This window comes from Rhodococcus sp. TAF43, assembly GCF_052113525.1.
In the GTDB taxonomy this organism is placed as follows: Bacteria; Actinomycetota; Actinomycetes; order Mycobacteriales; family Mycobacteriaceae; genus Prescottella.
On sequence record NZ_JBFRDL010000043.1, the window covers coordinates 1 to 17,242 of the forward strand.

Annotated in this window: 18 protein-coding genes; 5 read left to right on the forward strand and 13 right to left on the reverse strand. The window is 69.1% G+C overall.

Features of this window, described 5'->3' with window-relative positions; all coding sequences use genetic code 11:
- The 5 genes from AB4Z09_RS21555 to AB4Z09_RS21575 all read right to left on the reverse strand — a co-directional run.
- A partial coding sequence (locus tag AB4Z09_RS21555) for an aminotransferase class I/II-fold pyridoxal phosphate-dependent enzyme (protein ID WP_442240637.1) occupies positions 1–402 on the reverse strand: 402 nt, incomplete at its 3' end.
- A gap of 14 nt (positions 403–416) precedes the next feature.
- Entirely contained in the window at positions 417–740 is a 324-nt protein-coding gene (fdxA, locus tag AB4Z09_RS21560) for a ferredoxin (RefSeq protein WP_114718430.1), read from the reverse strand.
- A gap of 134 nt (positions 741–874) precedes the next feature.
- Positions 875–1,642, reverse strand: a complete 768-nt coding sequence (locus tag AB4Z09_RS21565; protein WP_442240638.1) for a hypothetical protein — start codon at positions 1,640–1,642, stop codon at positions 875–877.
- 8 nt (positions 1,643–1,650) lie between these two features.
- Complete coding sequence (locus AB4Z09_RS21570) at positions 1,651–4,275, reverse strand: bifunctional FO biosynthesis protein CofGH (protein WP_442240639.1); 2,625 nt, start codon at positions 4,273–4,275, stop codon at positions 1,651–1,653.
- A gap of 40 nt (positions 4,276–4,315) precedes the next feature.
- On the reverse strand, positions 4,316–4,552 hold the full coding sequence (locus AB4Z09_RS21575; protein WP_442240640.1) for a hypothetical protein: 237 nt from the start codon (positions 4,550–4,552) through the stop codon (positions 4,316–4,318).
- 127 nt (positions 4,553–4,679) lie between these two features.
- Here AB4Z09_RS21575 and AB4Z09_RS21580 point away from each other — a divergent pair, with 127 nt between their 5' ends.
- Together AB4Z09_RS21580 and AB4Z09_RS21585 are read left to right on the forward strand one after the other, a co-directional pair.
- The gene (locus AB4Z09_RS21580) at positions 4,680–5,159 is read left to right on the forward strand and encodes a PH domain-containing protein (protein ID WP_442240651.1); all 480 of its coding nucleotides are present in this window, start codon (positions 4,680–4,682) and stop codon (positions 5,157–5,159) included.
- Positions 5,156–6,700 carry a PH domain-containing protein gene (locus AB4Z09_RS21585; protein WP_442240641.1) on the forward strand — a complete coding sequence of 515 codons (1,545 nt, stop codon included), beginning with the start codon at positions 5,156–5,158 and terminating at the stop codon, positions 6,698–6,700. The genes AB4Z09_RS21580 and AB4Z09_RS21585 overlap by 4 nt, the downstream gene beginning before the upstream one ends.
- Here AB4Z09_RS21585 and catC read toward each other — a convergent pair.
- The 3 genes from catC to catA form a co-directional block, all read right to left on the reverse strand.
- On the reverse strand, positions 6,697–6,978 hold the full coding sequence (gene catC / locus AB4Z09_RS21590) for a muconolactone Delta-isomerase (protein WP_114718425.1): 282 nt from the start codon (positions 6,976–6,978) through the stop codon (positions 6,697–6,699). The genes AB4Z09_RS21585 and catC overlap by 4 nt on opposite strands.
- A gap of 38 nt (positions 6,979–7,016) precedes the next feature.
- A complete protein-coding gene (locus AB4Z09_RS21595) occupies positions 7,017–8,144 on the reverse strand; it encodes a muconate/chloromuconate family cycloisomerase (protein WP_174909104.1) in 1,128 nt (375 codons plus the stop codon).
- Positions 8,145–8,216: 72 nt separating this feature from the next.
- On the reverse strand, positions 8,217–9,068 hold the full coding sequence (catA, locus tag AB4Z09_RS21600) for a catechol 1,2-dioxygenase (RefSeq protein WP_114718423.1): 852 nt from the start codon (positions 9,066–9,068) through the stop codon (positions 8,217–8,219).
- A 204-nt stretch (positions 9,069–9,272) separates the two neighbouring features.
- On the opposite strand from catA, the gene AB4Z09_RS21605 reads away from it, so the two are divergent.
- Complete coding sequence (locus AB4Z09_RS21605) at positions 9,273–10,043, forward strand: IclR family transcriptional regulator domain-containing protein (protein ID WP_114718422.1); 771 nt, start codon at positions 9,273–9,275, stop codon at positions 10,041–10,043.
- A 15-nt stretch (positions 10,044–10,058) separates the two neighbouring features.
- On the opposite strand, the gene AB4Z09_RS21610 is transcribed toward AB4Z09_RS21605, so the two are convergent.
- The gene (locus AB4Z09_RS21610) at positions 10,059–10,985 is read right to left on the reverse strand and encodes an AraC family transcriptional regulator (protein ID WP_114718571.1); all 927 of its coding nucleotides are present in this window, start codon (positions 10,983–10,985) and stop codon (positions 10,059–10,061) included.
- A 202-nt stretch (positions 10,986–11,187) separates the two neighbouring features.
- Here AB4Z09_RS21610 and AB4Z09_RS21615 point away from each other — a divergent pair, with 202 nt between their 5' ends.
- Positions 11,188–11,751 carry a flavin reductase family protein gene (locus tag AB4Z09_RS21615; RefSeq protein WP_114718421.1) on the forward strand — a complete coding sequence of 188 codons (564 nt, stop codon included), beginning with the start codon at positions 11,188–11,190 and terminating at the stop codon, positions 11,749–11,751.
- Positions 11,752–11,776: 25 nt separating this feature from the next.
- Positions 11,777–13,396 carry a 4-hydroxyphenylacetate 3-hydroxylase family protein gene (locus AB4Z09_RS21620; RefSeq protein WP_442240642.1) on the forward strand — a complete coding sequence of 540 codons (1,620 nt, stop codon included), beginning with the start codon at positions 11,777–11,779 and terminating at the stop codon, positions 13,394–13,396.
- Positions 13,397–13,482: 86 nt separating this feature from the next.
- Here the strand turns inward: AB4Z09_RS21620 and AB4Z09_RS21625 are convergent, their stop codons facing one another.
- The 4 genes from AB4Z09_RS21625 to AB4Z09_RS21640 form a co-directional block, all read right to left on the reverse strand.
- On the reverse strand, positions 13,483–13,896 hold the full coding sequence (locus tag AB4Z09_RS21625; RefSeq protein WP_174909100.1) for a hypothetical protein: 414 nt from the start codon (positions 13,894–13,896) through the stop codon (positions 13,483–13,485).
- A gap of 50 nt (positions 13,897–13,946) precedes the next feature.
- On the reverse strand, positions 13,947–14,135 hold the full coding sequence (locus AB4Z09_RS21630) for a hypothetical protein (protein WP_147283446.1): 189 nt from the start codon (positions 14,133–14,135) through the stop codon (positions 13,947–13,949).
- 324 nt (positions 14,136–14,459) lie between these two features.
- A complete protein-coding gene (mshB, locus tag AB4Z09_RS21635) occupies positions 14,460–15,338 on the reverse strand; it encodes an N-acetyl-1-D-myo-inositol-2-amino-2-deoxy-alpha-D-glucopyranoside deacetylase (protein WP_442240643.1) in 879 nt (292 codons plus the stop codon).
- Between the two features lie 19 nt (positions 15,339–15,357).
- Complete coding sequence (locus AB4Z09_RS21640) at positions 15,358–17,202, reverse strand: ABC transporter family substrate-binding protein (RefSeq protein ID WP_442240644.1); 1,845 nt, start codon at positions 17,200–17,202, stop codon at positions 15,358–15,360.
- Positions 17,203–17,242: the final 40 nt, after the last annotated feature.

Sequence of the window (17,242 nt, forward strand, 5' to 3'; positions counted from 1 at the left end):
GGCGAGCAGCGCGCCCACCTCGTACGTCGGGTAGGCGACCTCGGGGATCACCACGAGGTCGCCGGCCCCGAGACCGAGCAGGCGCGGCAGCCACGCGATGGCTTCCTTGGTGCCGATCACCGGCAGGATCGCCGCCGGATCCACTCCGGTCATCCCGTAGCGGCGGGCCACCGACGCGGCCGTGGCCTCGCGCAGCGCGTCGGTGCCGTGCGTGGTCGGGTAGCCGGGCTCGGCCGCCACCGACGACAATGCGGCCTGGATGGCCGGAGCCACCGGATCGACCGGGGTTCCCACGGACAGGTTCACAATGCCGTCGGGATGCGACTGCGCCTTCTCCTTCGCGGACGCGAGGGAATCCCACGGGAAATCGGGCAGGGACTTGGCTACCGGGTTACGGGGCAACGCTCTTCCTCGACCTATTCCTCGCCCATGGGGGGCAGCGCCTTGATCAGCGGCGGGTCGAAGTCGACCTTGCCGAGCTTCGCGGCACCGCCCGGCGAACCGAGATCGTCGAAGAAGTCGACGTTCGCGCTCACGTATCCGGTCCACTGATCCGGCACGTCGTCCTCGTAGAAGATGGCCTCGACGGGGCACACCGGCTCACACGCACCGCAGTCCACACACTCGTCCGGATGGATGTAGAGCATGCGACCACCCTCGTAGATGCAGTCGACCGGGCACTCCTCGATACATGCCTTGTCCAGCACATCGACGCACGGTTCGGCAATCGTGTAGGTCACTGCTGCTCTCCCTGCCTTTCTGACCCGGGCGCCGAGGCGCCTCGACGACCCGGCTGGTCGGGTCCTCGACCCGACGAACTTCCGGAGTGTCCAGTATGAATCTCCCCGACCGCAACAGTCAGGTAAGGGTCGCCTCAGCGAACCGCGCGGGCGGCGGGCCGACCCGCGTCGATCCGGTCCCGCACCTCGCTCGCGACCTCCGCGAGCGCGCCGCGTTCACCCAGGTATTCGGCGAGCGCACCCACCACCGGGAGCCGACCGAGGACGCGGTACGGCCCACTGCCGCGCGGCCGCCGCTCGATCTCGGACAGCAGCCCGCGAACCGTGTGTGCCGTACGCCACATCGATCCGACCACCGCGAACGGTCGCCATCCCGCAGTGTGGTCACGCTCGGCATCCTCGTGGCGGGAGGAACACTCGAGGATCGGCCGGGCATCGAGCTCGCGTCGGCACAGCACCGCCGCGAGCAGATCCACCTGCCGTGCCCGGTCCTCGACGCCGTACTCGCGCGCCACCGCCACCAACACCAGCGCCTGGTTCGCGAAGCCGAGCAGGTCCTGGATCGGCAGCCGGCCGACCAGCGCACCGAGAACGCTGGGGAACGCGACCGCGACGGTGTTGAGCGCACCGAGCCGCGTCACCCACCAGTCGGCCCGGTCCGCCGCGCTCGACCGTTCCCAGGCCGCGGTGCCGGGCACCGTCAGCTCGTCCAGCACCCACGCCGCGGCGTCGAGCACCTTCTCGGCCAGGGCCCGGTCGGCCGCGCTCGGCGGCTCGAACGTGCGGGCCTTGATGCCGAGCGGATCGAGGTGCAGCACGTCGAGCATGGGGCTGATGCCCCACGCCGCCTGGTCGAGCAGGACCGCCACGGTCCGGTCGCTCGGGCGGCTGTCGTCGCTCATCGCGGCACTCAGATCAACGGAAGGGCCGGCGCGTGCTCGCGCAACGCGTAGCCCGTGGTCCGCTCGCGGGCGGGACGTCCGATCCCCTCGGCGATGGCCCGCAGCTCCTCGACGGTCTTCTCCGATCCGTGCTGCGAACCGGCCATCCGGGAGATGGTCTCCTCCATCAACGTGCCACCGAGATCGTTCGCACCGCCCTGCAGCATCGCCTGCGTGCCGGCGATACCCAGCTTCACCCAGCTGGTCTGGATGTTGGGGATCCGCCCGTGCAGCATGATCCGCGACAGCGCGTGCGCGGCCCGGTTGTCCCGCTGCGTCGGGCCCGGCCGGGACGCGCCCGCGAGGTACAGAGGCGCGCTCTGGTGCACGAACGGCAGCAGCACGAACTCGGTGAATCCGCCTGTCCTGTCCTGGATTCCACGGATCACGTTCAGGTGCCCCACCCAATGCTTGGGGCTGTCGACGTGGCCGTACATCATCGTCGAACTCGATCGCAGGCCCACCTCGTGGGCGGTGGTGATCACGTCGATCCACGCCGACGTCGGCAGCTTGCCCTTGGTGAGCACCCAGCGGACCTCGTCGTCGAGGATCTCGGCGGCCGTGCCGGGAATCGTGTCCAGTCCGGCCGCGCGCAGTTCGGTGAGCCAGTCCCGGATGCTCTGCCCACCACGGGAAGCGCCGTTGACGATCTCCATCGGGCTGAAGGCGTGGACGTGCATCGACGGCACCCGGCGCTTGACCGCCCGCACCAGATCGGCGTACCCGGTGACCGGCAGTTCGGGGTCGATGCCGCCCTGCATGCACACCTCGGTCGCACCGGCGACGTGCGCCTCCCATGCCCGGTCGGCCACTTCCTCGGCCGACAGCGTGAACGCGTCCGCGTCACCCTTGCGCTGCGCGAACGCGCAGAACCGGCAGCCGGTGTAGCAGATGTTGGTGAAGTTGATGTTCCGGTTCACCACGTACGTGACGTTGTCGCCGACGGCCTCCCTGCGCAGCGCGTCCGCGAGCGCGACGACGGCCTCGAGCCCGTCACCGTCCGCCGTCGCCAGCGCGAGGTACTCGTCGTCGCTGAGGCCGGCGGGATCGCGCTCGGCGCTGCGTAGCGCCGACAGAACGTCGGTGTCCACCCGGGTCGGCGCGGCGCGGCCCAGTTCCAGCACCTGCTCCCGGACCGTCTCCCAGTCGCCGAACGCGCTGCCCAGATCGGAGCGGGTCTCGGTGTTGCGGCCCTGCGTGTCGATCTCGGTGTTGAGGTCGACACGACCGGTCGACACCCATTCCTCGTCCGGTTCCTGCCACGGCAACCCGGCCGGCTTCACGCCCTCCCGCGCGAGACCCGTCTCGGGGTCCGCCAGCGCCCGCACGTGTGCGCCGATCCGCGGGTCGATCCACGGGTGTCCGGCCAGCACGTACTGCGGCTGCGCGGCGGTCCGCTCGGTGAGCGTGAACCCGGCCTGCGCCGTGATCTCGGCAAGGGTGTCCAGGTTGGGCCACGGCCGCTCCGGGTTGACGTGGTCCGGGGTGAGCGGCGAGACGCCGCCCCAGTCGTCGACGCCGGCGCCGATCAGCGCGAGGCACTCGGCGTGCGAGACGAGGTTGGGCGGCGACTGGATCCGCATACCCGGGCCCAGCAGCAGCCGGGTCACCGCGATGGTCGCCAGGAATTCCTCGAGGTTCGCGTCGGGCGCATCCCGCATCGCGGTATCCGGCTTGGCGAGGAAGTTCTGCACGATCACTTCCTGCACGTGACCGAAAGCCTTGTGCACCTTTCGGATCGCCATGATGGAGTCGGCACGCTCGGCCGGCGTCTCGCCGATGCCGACGAGAATCCCGGTCGTGAACGGTATCGAGAGTCGGCCCGCCTCGGTCAGTGTGCGCAGACGGACGTCGGGGTCCTTGTCGGGGCTGCCGTAGTGGCACTCGCCCTTGTCGGTGAACAGACGCTTCGAGGTGGTCTCGAGCATCATCCCCATCGACGGCGCCACCGGCTTGAGCCGGGACATCTCCTCCCAGCTCATCACGCCGGGGTTGAGGTGCGGCAGCAGACCGGTCTCCTCGAGCACCCGGATCGACATCGCGCGCACGTAGTCCAGTGTGGAATCGTAGCCCCGCTCGTCGAGCCACTGCTCGGCCTCGGGCCACCGGTCCTCCGGGCGATCCCCGAGCGTGAACAGGGCTTCCTTGCAGCCCATCTCGGCGCCCTGCCGCGCGATCTCGAGCACCTCGTCCGGTTCCAGGTACACGCTGTGACCCTCGGCCCGCAGCTTGCCCGGGACCGTCACGAACGTGCAGTAGTGGCACTTGTCGCGGCACAGGCGGGTGAGGGGGATGAAGACCTTCCGCGAATACGTCACGGTCCCCGGACGGCCCGCCGCGACCAGTCCCGCGTCACGCACCTTCGCCGCCGACGCGCACAGGTCCTCGAGGTCCGTGCCACGCGCGTGCAGCAGGGTGGTCGCCTCGTCGACGTTGAGGGTGGACCCGTCCCGGGCGCGACGCAGTACCCGCCGCATCGCACTCGCGGACGGCGCTTCGGTCTTCACCGGGGGCCGCGGTACCGACGGGATCGGCAGGATCGTGGACCGGTCGGTGTCATCGCCTGAGTGGGTCACCCGTCGATCATGCGTCACCCGCCCCGGTACCTGCCACCGCGGGTCCCGGTCGATCCGCTCAGCCGCGGGGATAGTCCTCGTCGACGGGGACGCTGCGGCGCTGCTCGGCCGCGTCCGCCTCGTTCACTTCCAGCGGCGGCTCGATCCGGTCCGAATCCTCGCGTTCGTCGTCGCCTTCGGCCGGGGTCATCTGCTCCACCAGATCGGCTTCGGGCACGTCCGTCGGGCGGACGACGTCCTCGGCCTCCTCGGAGCCCTCGGCGTCCCGGGTGTTGTCGGTTCCGGATCGTTGCATGACGACCACCTTCCGTCTCGGCAGACACTCGCGGCCACCTCCACCATAGGACGCGGGACGTCGACTCGGGCAGGATGAGATCGTGAGCTTCCCTCCCGACCCCGCACCGTTCGAGCGAACGGTGACGATGGCCGAACCGAAGTGGCGCCCCAGCGTCCGCGCCCCGCGACTGTGGGCGACGACGGCCACCCTGATCTGGCTGCCGGTGTTCGTCGCGCAGGTCGTGTGGGCGGTCGTCGACGGACGCTGGACCACGTGGCCGCACGTGCTGGTCTTCGCGCTCACCGCGGTCGTCGCGGTCGTCGACATCGTGGTCGTGCCGCGGTGGYGCTACCGCGTGCACCGCTGGGAGATCAGCGACGACGCCGTCTACACACGCACCGGTTGGTTCAACCAGGAGCGCCGGATCGCACCCATCACCCGCGTCCAGACCGTCGACACCGAACGCGGACCGCTGGACCGATTCTTCGGCCTCGCGACGGTCACCGTCACCACGGCGTCGTCGGCCGGCGCCGTGAAGATCACCGCACTCGACCTCGACGTCGCCGACCGCACCGTCGAACACCTCACCGAGATCGCCGCCCGCAACGCCGGGGATGCGACGTGAGCGTGCCCCTCGAACAGTCCGGTGACGCCGCCCTGGCCGCCGAGGAGGAACAGCCGTGGCTGCGCCTCGACAAGCGGATGCTGCTCGTCCACCCGGTCAACGAGGTCCTCAAACTGCTCCCCGTGATCGCGGTGTCGTGGATCGTCGGCAGCCGGAACGGCAACCACTACTGGGGGCTGGTCGCCGTCGCCGTCCTCGTCGTCTACGGCGTGCTCCGCTGGTTCACCACCACCTACCGCATCGGTCCGGTCCACGTGCAGCTGCGGCACGGCGTCTTCGAGAAGAAGGTCCTGTCGGTGCCGCGCACCCGCATCCGCTCCGTCGACGTCGAGGCCGGGGTGCTGCACCGGCTCCTCGGGCTGGCGGTGCTCCGGATCGGCACCGGCCAGCAGGCGCAGCGCGGCGAGAGCAGGTTCGAACTCAATGCGCTCGACGCCACCCTCGTCCCGGACCTGCGCGCGGCGCTGCTCGCCGGACACCGGGAGCTCCGGCCCGAGGCGGGCACCGATGCTGCCTCGGACACCGCACCGCCCGGGAGGCCGGGCGTCGAGATCGGGCACTGGTCGCCGTCATGGGTGCGGTACGCGCCGTTCTCGGTGACCGGGCTGATCGCGATCGGCGCGCTGGTCGGCATCGTGTTCCAGTACGGGCTGGCCGACCGGATCGCCCGCTCCCCCGCCCTCGCGGACGGATTCGATTCCGCCGAACAGGCCGGCGCACTGGGCCTCGCCGTACTCGGCCTGGCCGGGCTGGTGATCCTGTTTGTCGCCGCGAGCGTCCTCGCGTGCGGGCGCTATCTGGTGGTGTACGGCCGCATGAGCGTCACCCACAACGGCCGCACGCTGCACGTCAGTCACGGACTGTTGCGCACCCGGCAGACCACCCTGGACCGGGCCCGGCTCCGCGGCACGACGCTCAAGGAGCCGCTGCTGCTTCGCGTCGCCGGCGGGGCGTCCCTCGACGCGATCATGACCGGTGTCAGCGCCGAACACCGTGAGTCGTCACTGCTGCTGCCGCAGAGCCCGCGGGCGGACGCGACGCGGGTGATGGCGACCGTTCTCGGCGACGACCGGCAGGCGGACGTCGCGCTGCTCCCGCACGGACCGGCCGCGCATCGGCGCCGCTACACCCGCGCGCTGTGGCCGGCCGCCCTCACCGCGCTGATCGCCGCCGGATTCGTCGTCGCGGGCCGTCACGTGCCGTGGCCCGCGTGGGCGGGCGTCGTCGTGCTCGCGCTGGCAGGCGCGGGACTCGCGTGGGACCGCTACCGCGGACTCGGGCACGCGGTGCTGCCCGGCTGGCTGATCACCCGCAGCGGATCGCTGGACCGCCGCCGCGACAGCATCGAGGCCGCCGGCATCATCGGCTGGACGGTGCGCCAGACGTTCTTCCAGCGCCGCGCCGGCGTCGCCACCGTGATCGCGGCGACACCCGCGGGCACCGGCAAGTACGTCGTCCACGACCTCCCGGTCGAGCAGGCGTGGGCGCTGGTCGACGCCGTCACGCCCGGTGCGGGCGGGATCTGGCGAAGGCCTTCCTAGCGGATCGAGCTGCCGTGCTTCGTCATCGGCGTGACCTCGATCGTCATGTACGGGAACAGCGGCAAGCTCCACAGGAGCTCGTGGAGTTCGTCGGCCGAGTCCACGTCGAAGATGCTGATGTTGCTGTACTGCCCGACGATTCGCCAGAGATGTGCCCACTTGCCCTGACGCTGGAGATCCTGTGAATACGCCTTCTCCCGCGCGATCGTCTCGTCGCGCACCCCGGGATCCAGATCGCGGGGAATGTCGACGTCCATCCGGACGTGGAACAGTGCCATGAAGTTCTCCTCGTTCTCCGTGCTCTCCGTGCGTGTGATCAGTCGCGGGCGAGGTGCCTGACGACGTCCATGTCCAGTTCGACGCCGAGCCCGGGTCCGGATGGCAGGTGGACCTGGCCGGCGGAGTAGTCGAGTGGTGTCTGCAGCAGTTCGACGGCGAACAGCTGAGGGCCGAACAGTTCGGTTCCGAAGTTGATACCCGGTTCGGCGCAGGCGAAGTGGATCGACGCGGCGGTGCCGATGGGCCCCTCGATGGACGTGGCGCCGTGGCAACGGATGCCGGCCGCCTTCGCGACCGCGACCACCTCCTTGCTGCGTTGCAGCCCACCGCATTTCGTTGTCTTGAGGGCGATGACGTCGGCGGCACCGGCGCGGGCGATCTCGAGGGCGTCGTGCGGCGTGTGCACCGATTCGTCGGCCATGACCGGTGCGGCGACGAGGTGGTTGAGCTCGGCGAGCACCTCGATCTGCTCGGCGGGGGTGGGTTGCTCGACGAGTTCGACGCCGCCGTCGACGAGTTCGGGCACGAAACGCAACGCGGTGAACCGATCCCATCGCGCGTTGACGTCGATGCTCACGCCCGCCTTGCCGCTGAGCGACTGTGCGATCGAGACCACCCGCTCCGTATCGACGGCCGGGTCCAGCGCACCCATCTTGAGCTTGAAGGAGAAGTTCAGGCGCGCCTCCATCCTGTGCGCGACCTCCTCGAGGATCTCCTCGACCGGAGCGGCTCCGAGAGCCCAGCGGACGTCGACGCCGGTCCGGAACGCGCCACCGAGCAGCGTGTGCACCCCCACGCCGAGGTGCCGGGCGTACGCGTCGTGCAGCGCGACGTCGACGGCAGCCTTCGCGAACCGGGCATTGGCGACGATCTTCTCGAGATCCACCATGATGCCGGTGATCTCGTCGACACCACGCCCGATGATGTACGGCGCGATGTAACGGTCGACAATCACCTTCATCGTCTCTACGGATTCACCACCCCACCAGGGCCCACCGGGCACCACGCCCTCACCGTGGCCGGTGACGCCGCCGGCAGTGGTGATCGCGACCAGCAGAATCGACTGCTTCTCCGCGGTGGTGGTGGCGAACTTGTGCGGACGCACCAGTGGCACGTCGATGATGGTCGTCTCGACGGAGACGATTGCGAGATCAGGGTCGGGCATCGAACAGCTCTCAATCGGATCGGGAAGCACCGAATGCCGGCGCCCCAGTGGGACACCGGCATTCGCTTCGACTCAGGCCTGGGGGTCGAGGGCGAAGTTGTAGGTCACGTAGTTCTTGCCGTCGTCCCCGGCCTTCGGATCGAGGATCAGTTCCGGCTTGGTCGCGGTCGCGACGTCGTTCTCGAGCCACTGACCGCCCGCGAAGTACAGCTGGGTCGTGATGGTCTCCTTGCCGGGGGCCTTCACCATCAGGTGCAGGTGGGCCGGACGCCACGGGTGACCGCCGTAGGACTCGATGAACCAGCCCGTCGGCCCGTCGTGCGGGATCTGGTACGGCGCGGGCTGCAGCGTGGTGATCTCGTAACGGCCCTCGCCATCACAGACGATGGTGCCGCGCAGGTTCCACTCGGGCAGGTTCGGCGCGAACTGCGAGTAGAAGCCGTCCTCGTCGGCGTGCCAGAGTTCGACGGTGGCGCCGGCGAGACCGTTGCCCGCCAGATCCGTGACCTGGCCGGAGAACACCAACGGGGTTGCCTCGGCGTCCTTGTCGGTCATCGGCATCGTGCACGTGGACGGCAGCTGCGGCGCATCGGCGACGTAGTACGGGCCCTCGATGCTGCCCTTGGTGCCGGCGAGTCCGTTGCGGCTGTAGTTGACGTCCTCGATCTCGTGTTCGACGAACACGTCCAGCCACAGCGGCACCTCGCCGTACTCGCCGACGTCGATGATCCACTGCTTGACCACCCGGTACTCGTCGTAGGTGACACCGTGCTTGTGGATGATCTCCCCGAACGCCGCGAGCACGTCGCGGTAGATCGCGGCCGCCCGCTCCTTCGACGTGTCCGCCGACACGCGCTCGGACTTGAACTTGTCGGTGGCGGCATTACCCGATGCGTGCGCGGTCGCCGTTTCGGTGCTGGTCATGGGTCCTCCTCGTCGAGGCTCGAACAGTGACGGTCGAGAAAGTTGTGGCGGCGGTGAACGCGGGGCAGGCGCGTCCCCCACCGAAGTTGTACGCTGTGCGTACATGCACGTCGCAATGCGTACACACCATACTGTGCGTCGAGTCACAGCCGTTGTCAACACCCGACCTCGAAGTCACACCGAACCCGCAGCCAGGAGCATCAGATGCCGAACGAAGACCGGGATTTCATCCAGAGCATCGAACGGGGCTTCGCCGTCCTGCTCGCATTCGACGAGCAGGACCCCACCCCGTCGCTGGCCGAACTCGCCGCCAAGACCGACCTGTCCCGCCCGGCGGTACGCCGCATCCTGCTCACCCTGCAGAAGCTCGGCTATGTCGCCGCGAACGGGACCCGGTGGTCGCTCACTCCCCGCGTGCTCAGCATCGGCCAGCACTACTCCGCGTCCCACGCACTCGTCGAGTCCGCGATGCCGCGGCTCGTCCAACTGTCCGAGCGCACAGGCGAATCCGCCTCGCTGGGTGTACTCGACGGGGGCGACGTGGTGTACGCCGCCCGCGTGCCCGTGCGCCGGATCATGAGCATCAACGTCTCGGTCGGCACCCGCGTGCCTGCCTACGCGACGTCGATGGGGCGTGCACTGCTCGCCTGGGCGCCGGACGAGACCGTCGACCGGGTGATCGCCACAACCCGATTCGACAAGCTGGCGCCGGCAACCCTCGGAACGCCCGACGAATTGCGCGCAGAGCTGGCCAGGGTCCGCGACCAGGGCTACGCGCTGACCGCAGCCGAACTCGAGGAGGGCCTGATCTCGATCGCCGCCCCCGTGCGGGACGCGGCGGGAACCGTCGTCGCCGTCACCGCGTGCTCCACCTCCTCCGGACGACACACCCCCGAACAGTTCCGCGACGCGGCCGCACAGCACGTCGTCGCCGCCGCGGACGCGCTCAGCGCCGACCTCGGCCACCGCGGATGACCCGATACGAGAACATCAGGAACGCAACGTCTCCGAGGGCGCGTACCCGTACTTGCGTCGATAGGCCGCCGCAAACCGTCCGGTGTGGGTAATACCCCAGCGCAGGGCGACGTCGGTCACCGACGTGACCGACGGATCCCCGGTCACCAGGTCGTCGTGGATGCGTGAGAGCCGGACGTCTAGCAGGTAGTCCCGCGGGCACATGCCCAGGTACTCCCGGAATCCCTCCTGCAACCGGCGCACACTCACACCCGCGGCCTCGGCCATGTCGCTCGCAGTCCAGGCGAGGGACGGGTCGTCGTCGATCCGGTCGAGGACCCGCTTGACGATCCGCGGCCGCGGGGCCGCGGCCGCGTCGTCGGGCATCGCCGCCAGTACGAACGCGCCCGTGATGGCCCCCGACAACTGCTCCGCGACGACCGGGGTCTGCCACAGCCCCTCGCCGCCCCGGGCCTGCTGGACGATCGAGCGCAACAACGCCATCCAGGTCTGCCCGGCCTCCGTCGACAGGTCCACCTGATCGGGCAGTCGGCGGTCGGGACGGCCGAGGACACGCCCCAGCTCGCGGTGCAGGTAGTCCCGGTCCACCTTGACACCGACGATCTCGCAGTCGGCGGTCCACCGGGTGATCACGGCCGGGGTGTCCGGCCGGAACACGGACGCCTTCCCGACACCCGATATCACGTCACCGCCGGCGGTCACGGATTCGATCCGACCCGACAGCGGGATGTTCACCGCATACCCGCCGGGATGCTCCGTGTCGACGGAAACCTCGGCTCCCCAACCGATCCGCGCCAGACGGAGCGGCCCGATCTGCATCGCCCGCACGTTCAGATGCGGCTCCGATCCGGCCGACAGCGGCATCAGGTCGTGCGGGAAGTACGCATTCGAGACCACGTTCTCCGCCTCGTCCCAATCCCCCGGATCGGCGGCCACGTTCATCGCCATACCCTCGCACCCTTCCCATCCCGTCCAGTTCGGGACTTCGGCCCCAGTGTGATCGGGAACACCTCCTCTGGCAATAACGGGTGGTCGAACCCGTCGCGCAATCCGGATAGTGAGGCCGCTCAGCGGATCGCCTACCGCGATCCGATCGACCTATGGTCTCCGTCACAGCCAACGACCACCAGCAAGGAGCCCCGACATGGATTCGCGTCGACTGCGAAACATATTCGGACAGTTCGCAAGTGGGGTCACCGTCATCACTTGCACCCGGCAGGACGGTACGCCCCACGGCGCAACGGTGACGGCCTTCACCGCAGTCTCGATCGAACCGCGATTGTGCCAGGTAACCCTGACCCGCACGTCCAAAGCCTGCGCGTTCCTGTCCGGCGCACCGTTCGCGGTCAACATCCTCGCCGCGGACCAGACCGACGTCGCGCTTCACTTCGCCGGTCGCCCGCAGTCCCCCGAACCGGTGTGGGCCCAGGGGCCCACCGCGCCCGTGCTGGCCGGCAGCGCCGCCACCCTGTCGTGCGTTCCGTGGCGCGAGTACGACGGCGGCGACCACGTGATCTTCATCGGCGAGATCGTCGATGCCCAGTTCCGTGACACCGATCCGTTGCTCTTCTACCGCAGCACATTCCACGATCTCGGAGCACCGAGCGGGAGTGCCGCCTGGAACGGATCGATGGACGATCCGCACCGCGGATGGTTCGACTCCGAGACCACTTTCACACCCCTGCACCTGTCCGGTGCAACCAATTGACCCCATCCCCGATGCAGGAGAAACGATGACCACCACCGAGCCCCGCCCCACCGACACGGACGTCGACCGTTCGCAGGTCAATGTCGCGGCCGACTCCGACGCGAACCGGACCACGAACTTCGCATCCCGCCCCATGACCGGCGACGAGTACATCGAGTCGATCAAGGACGGCCGCGAAATCTACCTGCACGGCGAGAAGGTCAAGGAGTTCTGGAACCACCCGGCCTTCCKCAACTCGATCCGGATGACGGCACGCCTGTACGACGCGCTGCACACCGGTGAGCACGTCGACACGCTCACCTGCCCCACCGACACCGGCAACGGCGGCATCACCATGCCGTTCTTCAAGACCCCCACCAGTTCCGACGATCTGCTCCGCGAACGCGACGCGATCGCCACCTGGGCCCGCATGACCTACGGCTGGATGGGCCGCTCCCCCGACTACAAGGCCAGCTTCCTCGGCACTCTCAACGCCAACAGCGAGCTCTACGCGCCGTTCCAGGACAACGCCAAGCGCTGGTACCGCGAGTCGCAGGAGAAGGTCCTGTACTGGAACCACGCGATCATCAACCCGCCGGTCGACCGTCAGCTGCCTCCGGACCAGGTCGGTGACGTGTTCATGAAGGTCGAGAAGGAGACCGACGCCGGTCTGATCGTCTCCGGCGCGAAGGTCGTCGCCACCGGATCGGCGATCACCAACTACAACTTCATCGCGCACTACGGGCTGCCGATCAAGAAGAAGGAATACGCGCTGATCTGCACGGTGCCGATGGACGCGCCGGGTATCAAACTGATCTCGCGCGCGTCGTACTCGCAGAACGCCGCCGTCGTCGGCTCCCCGTTCGACTACCCGCTCTCGTCCCGGATGGACGAGAACGACGCCATCTTCATCTTCGACAAGGTGCTGGTGCCCTGGGAGAACGTCTTCATGTACGGCGACGTGGAGAAGATCAACGCCTTCTTCCCCCAGTCCGGCTTCCTGCCGCGGTTCACCTTCCAGGGTTGCACCCGGCTGGCGGTCAAGCTCGACTTCATCGCCGGACTGCTGATGAAGGCCCTCGACGCCACCGGCGCCGGCGGCTTCCGCGGCGTCCAGACCCGCGTCGGTGAGGTGATCGGCTGGCGCAACCTGTTCTGGTCGCTGAGCGAATCGATGGCGCGTGACCCGGAACAGTGGATCGGCGACACCGTCATCCCGAAGCTCGAGTACGGGCTCACCTACCGGATGTTCATGATCCAGGGTTACCCGCGGATCAAGGAGATCATCGAACAGGACGTCGCCTCCGGCCTGATCTATCTGCCGTCGTCGGCGGCGGACTTCAAGAACCCCGACGTCCGTCCGTACCTCGACAAGTACGTCCGCGGCAGCGACGGGATCACGGCCGTCGACCGGGTCAAGGTCATGAAGGCACTGTGGGACTCGATCGGATCCGAGTTCGGCGGACGGCACGAACTCTACGAGCGCAACTACTCCGGCAACCACGAGAACGTCAAGGCCGAACTGCTGTTCGCGGCGGAGAATCGCGGGGGTGTCTCCGCGATGAAGGGTCTGGCCGAGCAGTTCATGAGCGAGTACGACCTGGACGGCTGGACCGTTCCGGATCTGATCGGGAACGACGACGTGACCGCGTTCTACAAGAAATAGCCGCGCTCGGGGTCGTGCACGGGCAGGAATTCCCACCCGCGCACGGCCTCACCGAGCGGCCGTGCCCGCCGACGGTCCGGACGGCATCAGCCCTGCTGGGCCCGGGCCACGATCGAGTCGAGCTGGACGCGGAACAGGTAGACCCCGGCCGGCAGCACCGCCGCGACGAACAGCAGCAGCGTGCGCCAGTCCTCGAACACCAGCACGTCGCCGCCCGGTCCGCCGATCACGCACAGGCCGAACCCGAACAGCCAGCCGAAGATCGGCAGCGCGGCGAGGATCGGCCGCTCCGTGAACTTGCGCGCACCGAGCACCAGCAGCAGGTTGACCACGGCCGCGACGAGGATGCTCACCGGGAACGGTGTCGTCCCGAGGTAGGCGGGCAGGAACAGCACCGAGAGCACCGCGCACAGGAACCCGTCGAACGTGAGCAACGCCAGTGTCGTGCGGGCTTCGGCGGTGGACACGGGCGGCTCGACGGGGTGGCTCTCGACGGTCATGTCACCGATCGTGGTCTATTCGCGACGGCGCCGCCACGGCGGGGTCCGGGTCACGGGACCGGCGGGTAGCCGAGCATCGTGAGCAGCTCGCTCTGCTGATGCACGAACGCGTGCAACGACCCGATGTAGAGGTCGTGGAAGTACGGGGCCATCGGCCGCAGACTGTCCACGAACGCCGTGATCGCATTCTGGAGTTCCCAGTTGTACATCCGCCGCACCCTCCCGTTCGACAGCTGCATGCGCCGACGAACGGACCCCCACGAACGTGGCGTAGATCACAGCATACGGCGAGTGGGGCGGCGACGAGCCCGGGTAGGTTCACCAGGTCCGACCGCTCGACGGTCACGGAGATCCCGTGGCGTGGTGTATCCGGTGCCGGGGCGCGCAGCACGTTCGCGACACCACCGACCGAGCGATGGGGTCCCGACTGCGGGAGCGACAGCCCTACCGCACTTCTACCGCAGCGGTATTCCCGTCGAAGTTCGAGGAGAACTGGCGTGACGGCACCGTCGGGGCCTGGATGCGCCGATACCGTCCGGACATCCCACTCGGCTGGACCGCCCTCAGGACCCGAGTCCGGCGCACAGGTCCGTCTCACGCCCACGCTCGTCGACGGGACCGGACTGTCCACGGACCAGCACGAAGTGTTCCTCGGACAGGACCGGTTGCGCGACATCGTTCGACAACGCGAACTCCGTGCCGGACGGCGCCACCGTCACCTGGGTGCGGTGCGCGCGGAGACCCGCGAGCTTCGCCGCCATCACCGGCGCGACGTCCACCACCGCGGTGACCGTCGAGTCCGGCACGCGTGGCAGCTCGCCCGGCTCGGGCAACCGCCAGCCCTCGGGCACGGCATCGATCGCGGCGATCCCCGCTTCGAGCGCGGACTCCTCGGTCACCGTCCAGTAGAACTTCGCGACCTCCCACGGCCCGCCCGCCTCGGGGAAGGCGTCGGTGCCCGCGGCCTCCACCGCGGCGGTCGTGAGGTGATGCGCCCGAACGTGATCCGGATGCCCGTACCCGCCGACCGGGTCGTACGTGACCACGACCTGCGGACGCAGTTCGCGGATGACCGTGACCAGTTCCCCGACCGCCTCGTCCTGATCGGCGTTGACGAATGCGCGCGGGTTCGCCGCCGACGGCGTCCCGGCCATGCCCGAATCGCGCCACCGCCCGGCGCCGCCGAGGAATCGCGGCTCGGAGGCGCCGAGGGCCTCGAGTGCGCGGGTCAGTTCCAGGATCCGGAAGCCCCCCAGCTGATCGGAGCGGTCGGCCACCAGACCGGCCCACCGGTCACCGATAACCTCCCCCTCCTCGCCGAGGGTGCACGTCAGCACCGTCACCTCGGCCCCGTCCGCCGCGTAGCGCGCGATGGTGCCGCCCGTGGTCAGGGTCTCGTCATCGGGATGCGCATGGACGAACAGGATGCGCCGACCGTTCACAACCACTCGTTTCTCTCGCTCACTTCGTCCGCGTCCACGCTCCGGCATCCGTGAAGATGCCGACCTGGACCGGACCGCCCATCACGACGCCCTGCACGCCGGGGSCCACCGCGACCACCGTGTTGTCCTGGAGCACCGGCAGTACCGCCGCCAGATCCCACAGCTTGGGCTCGGCGTCCGCGATCACCCGCGCCACGTCACCCTGGCCGCGCAGCGCCTCGTCGATCGCCGGCTGCAGCGCCGGTTCGCACAGGCCCGAGAGATTGCTCGGCGACCGCAATTCGCGGGCCGACGTGGAACCCGGTTCCGGTGTCGCGGAGGCGGCCTCGGAGGCCGTCAACGGCAGGCATCCGAAACGGGAGGCGAGGGAGGTCGCCGGATCCGATCCGGCGCGTTCCCAGCCGACGACCGCATCGACCCGGCCCGACGCCAGCGCCTCCCCGTACAGCTCCTCGGCGGGCAGCGACAGGACCGAGGCGGCGATACCGGCCCCACGCCACTGGTCGGCCACCGTGTTCGCGACCGCGACCGCGGTGTCGTCGTTCTCGGGGGCGCCCAGCACCAGGGTCAACTGTTCGCCGTCGTGCACCATCCGGCCCTCCGTCAGGGTCTCGGGGGCAGCGCCCTCGGTGGCGGTGGTGGTGGGAAGCAACTGGTAGCCGGCGGCGGCCAGCAGCCCGAACGCCTGCTCACGCGTCGGCGGTGGCGGTGCGGTGGGCGCGTAACCCGGGTCGGACGGAGCCAGAATCTGTGCTCGCGCCGGCACCGCCGCCGACTCGCTGCCGGCACCGACCGTCGCGAGCAAATTCGGGTCCAGCAGGCCCAGGAGCCCCCTGCGGACCTGCCGGTCGGCCAGGGCGGGGACCCGTCCGTTGAGCGTCACCGACAGCACGCGGGGCTGGAGCTCGGTGCCGGTCTGCACGTCCGGGATCACCGACAGCTGGGCAAGCGTCGCGGCACCACTGTGGACGCGGGCCACCTGCGCATCGCCGGACCGCATCGAGTCGGCGAGCTGCGCGGGCGAGCCGCCACGCCGCATGAGGATCTGGTCCGGTTTGGCGGGGGTGTCCCAGAACCGGTCGTTGCGTTCGAGCTGGATCTCGTCCCGACCTCGATCGACCGACTTGATGTGGAACCGGCCACCCGACACGGGGATGTTGTCCGCCAGACCGCGCGCGAATCCGCCCGGCGAATCCTTCACGAGGTGAGAGGGCAGCAGATCGGTGAACAACTCCCGCCACGCGGGGTACGGCGCGGACATCTTGACCGTCACCGTCTTCCCGCCACCGGACGACGCGATGTCCTCGATCAACCCGTATCCCGCGGGATCGACGACACCGGGCTGGCTGATCATCTGCTGCCACAGGTAACGGAAGTCCTCGGCGGCGATCGGGGCGCCGTCGGACCACTGGGCCTCGTTGCGCAGCTGGTAGGTGATCGTGGTCGGCACCGGGGGAGCCACGTCGGGCGTCTCGGGGGCCGTGTCGGAACTTGCAGGCGTCTCGGGTGTCGCTGTGGCCGAGACCAGCACCGACGGGTCCGGAATCCACGTGGTGACGCCCGGCCGCGCCGGATCGACCACGGGGCGGAACGGACTCGGCAACACCAGGGCGCTCACCGCGGAGTTCGCGGGCGACTGGTCGGCGAGCAGATGCGGGTTGAACCCGATACCGACGTCGTCGATCGCGACGACGACGGTGTTCTTCGTCGGGACGGCCGTCGTCGGTTTGGGGCTGTCGGTGCTCTCCACCGGCGGTGGCGGATTGGCGGTGCACGCGGCCACCGTCAACACCGACACCGCGGCGGCTGCCCCCAGCAACCGCCGACCGAACTCACGGGAGAACCCGTGCCAGACCTGCGCCACTATCGGTCCTCCCGTCCGCGAGCGGCTCCCCCGCCCGTGC

Bases quoted from the DNA above. Each gene is read 5' to 3' on its own strand.
- AB4Z09_RS21575 (WP_442240640.1), bottom strand. From the start codon at position 4,552: ATGCAACGATCCGGAACCGACAACACCCGGGACGCCGAGGGCTCCGAG.
- AB4Z09_RS21625 (WP_174909100.1), bottom strand. From the start codon at position 13,896: ATGACCGTCGAGAGCCACCCCGTCGAGCCGCCCGTGTCCACCGCCGAA.
- AB4Z09_RS21630 (WP_147283446.1), bottom strand. From the start codon at position 14,135: ATGCAGCTGTCGAACGGGAGGGTGCGGCGGATGTACAACTGGGAACTC.
- AB4Z09_RS21605 (WP_114718422.1), top strand. From the start codon at position 9,273: ATGCCGAACGAAGACCGGGATTTCATCCAGAGCATCGAACGGGGCTTC.
- AB4Z09_RS21610 (WP_114718571.1), bottom strand. From the start codon at position 10,985: ATGAACGTGGCCGCCGATCCGGGGGATTGGGACGAGGCGGAGAACGTG.
- AB4Z09_RS21615 (WP_114718421.1), top strand. From the start codon at position 11,188: ATGGATTCGCGTCGACTGCGAAACATATTCGGACAGTTCGCAAGTGGG.
- catA (WP_114718423.1), bottom strand. From the start codon at position 9,068: ATGACCAGCACCGAAACGGCGACCGCGCACGCATCGGGTAATGCCGCC.
- catC (WP_114718425.1), bottom strand. From the start codon at position 6,978: ATGGCACTGTTCCACGTCCGGATGGACGTCGACATTCCCCGCGATCTG.
- AB4Z09_RS21565 (WP_442240638.1), bottom strand. From the start codon at position 1,642: ATGAGCGACGACAGCCGCCCGAGCGACCGGACCGTGGCGGTCCTGCTC.
- AB4Z09_RS21595 (WP_174909104.1), bottom strand. From the start codon at position 8,144: ATGCCCGACCCTGATCTCGCAATCGTCTCCGTCGAGACGACCATCATC.